Source organism: Streptomyces sp. NPDC046335 (assembly GCF_055587985.1).
This window is the reverse complement of the sequence record NZ_JBVJFF010000044.1, coordinates 1-2,687: the sequence shown is the minus strand read 5'-3', so window position 1 is coordinate 2,687 and position 2,687 is coordinate 1. Positions and strand designations below refer to the sequence as shown.

The window sequence follows — 2,687 nt, the reverse complement described above, 5'->3', positions numbered from 1 at the left end:
GGTGACCTGGCCCGGCGGTTGCGTGGTGGGGGTCTGGAGTATCTGGGCCGTTCCGACCATCAGGTCAAGATCCGTGGTTTCCGTATCGAGCTGGGCGAGATCGAGGCCGCCCTCGCCCGGCATCCGGGAGTGGGCCAGTGCACCGTCGTGGTCCGCGAGGACCGCCCCGGGGACAAACGCCTCGTCGCCTACGTCGTGCCCGCGGCCGGCCCCGTGCACCACGCCGCCCTCCGCGAGCACACGGCGGGCGCACTCCCCGACTACATGGTCCCCTCCGCGTTCGTCACGCTCGACGCGCTGCCCCTCACGCCCAACGGCAAGCTTGACCACAAGGCCCTGCCCGCCCCCGGGACGAGTGCCGCCCCCGGGGGCCGGGCGCCGCGCGACCCCCGCGAGGAGATCCTCTGCACGCTGTTCGCCGAAGTCCTCGGCGTGCCCGAGGTCTCCGTCGACGACGACTTCTTCGCCCTCGGCGGCCACTCCCTGCTCGCCACCCGCCTGGTCGGCCGCATCCGCGGCGCCCTCAAGGCCGAACTGTCGGTACGTACGCTGTTCCAGTCGCCCACCGTCGCCGGACTGTCCACACTGCTCACGTCCGCCGACCGCGCCCGCACCGCCCTGACCCGCGCCGAGCCACGCCCCGGACGCGTCCCCCTCTCGTACGCACAGCAGCGGCTGTGGTTCCTCCAGCACCTCCAGGGCCCCAGCCCCGCCTACAACATTCCGGCGGCGCTGCGGCTCTCCGGCGACCTGGACCGCGAGGCCCTTGAGGCAGCACTGTCCGACCTCGTCGAACGCCACGAGTCGCTGCGCACCGTATTCGCCGAGGACGAGCACGGTCCCTACCAGAAGGTCCTCTCCCCGGCCGAGGCCCGGCCCGGACTGCCCGTCGAGGACGTCACCGAGGAGCGACTGGCCGGGCGGCTCGCCGACGCGGCCCGCACCGGCATCGACCTGACCGCCGACACACCACTGCGGGCCCGGCTGTTCGCCCTCGCCCCCCAGGAGCACGTACTGCTGCTGGTGATCCACCACGCCGCCACGGACGGCTGGTCGCTGCTGCCCCTCGCCCGCGACATCGTCACCGCCTACGCGGCACGGAGCGAGGGCAACGCCCCCGGCTGGGCACCGCTGCCCGTCCAGTACGCCGACTACAGCCTGTGGCAGCGTGCGCGACTCGGCTCCGAGGACGACCCCGGGTCCCCGGTCTCCCGCCAACTGGCCCACTGGACGGCCGAGCTCGCGGAGCTGCCCGCCGAGCTGTCCCTGCCCACCGACCGCCCCCGCCCGCTCGTCGCCTCGGAGGACGGTGACGAGGTCGGCTTCGACGTGCCCGCCGAGGTGCACCAGAGCCTGCTGCGGCTGGCCAGGGAGAGCGGAGCCAGCCTGTTCATGGTGGTGCAGGCGGCGCTGGCCGCGCTGCTGTCCCGGCTGGGCGCGGGGGCGGACGTGCCGATCGGAACGCCGGTGGCCGGGCGCGACGACGAGGCCGTCGAGGACCTGATCGGCTTCTTCGTCAACACGCTGGTGCTGCGCACCGACACCGCGGGCGACCCCACGTTCACGGAACTGCTCGACCGGGTCCGCGCCACCGACCTCACGGCCTATGACCACCAGGACGTCCCCTTCGAGAGGCTGGTCGACGCGCTCAACCCGGAGCGTTCGCTCGGCCGCCACCCGCTGTTCCAGGTGTCCCTGCGGGTCGACACCTCCGACCGGCAGTCCGCGCTCGACACGATCGGTGAACTGCCCGGCCTCGCCGTCACCCGGCACCCGGTGAGCACTCGCGCGGCGAAGTTCGACCTCGCCTTCGCCCTGGAGGAGCGCCACACCGCGCAGGGCGGCCCCTGCGGTCTGCGCGGCGTCCTGGAGTACCGCACCGACCTCTACGACCGGCCCACCGCCCGCTCCGTCGGCGAACGCCTCGTCCGCGTCCTGACGGCCGCCGCCGAACAGCCCGGCCGGCGCATCGGCGCACTGGACGTACTGACCGAGGACGAACATGCCCGCCTTCGGGCCATGGGCGCCGAGCTGCCGCCCGAGGGCGTGCGCTCGACGTTGCCCGCGTTGTTCGAGGCGCAGGTGGCGCGGGCGCCGGAGCGTACGGCGGTGGTGTTCGAGGGTGTGTCGTTGTCGTACGGGGAGCTGGACGCGCGTGCGGAGCGGCTGGCGCACCTCCTGATCGACCGGGGTGTGCGGCCGGGCGACTTCGTGGCGCTGGCTCTTCCGCGGTCGGCCGACCTGGTCGTGGCGGTCCTCGGCGTGCTGAAGGCGGGCGCGGCGTATGTGCCGGTGGACCCGGCCTATCCGGCCGACCGCATCCGGCACACCCTGCTGGACTGCCGCCCTGTCCAGGTGCTGACGAGCGCCGACGTCGTCACGGGGCTGCCGGACGACATCGCCGGTGAGCCGCTGGTGCTGGATGATCCGGTGACGGTGGCGGAGTTGGCGGGTGTGCCTGCTGCGGGTGTGGTGGGCAGGCGTGGGTGTGTGGTGCCGGAGCATCCCGCGTATGTGATCTACACCTCGGGTTCGACGGGGCGGCCCAAGGGTGTGGTGGTGCCGCATCAGAACGTGGTGCGGTTGTTCGGCGCGACGGATGACTGGTTCGGGTTCGGTGCGGATGATGTGTGGACGTTGTTCCACTCGTTCGCGTTCGACTTCTCGGTGTGGGAGTTGTGGGGGCC

At 72.8% G+C, this 2,687-nt stretch carries 1 protein-coding gene; it reads left to right on the top strand.

The features are described 5' to 3' along the window. Window positions 1-2,687: condensation domain-containing protein (locus ACZ6JY_RS40715; RefSeq protein ID WP_469204639.1), on the top strand; the 2,687-nt coding region annotated here is incomplete at both ends.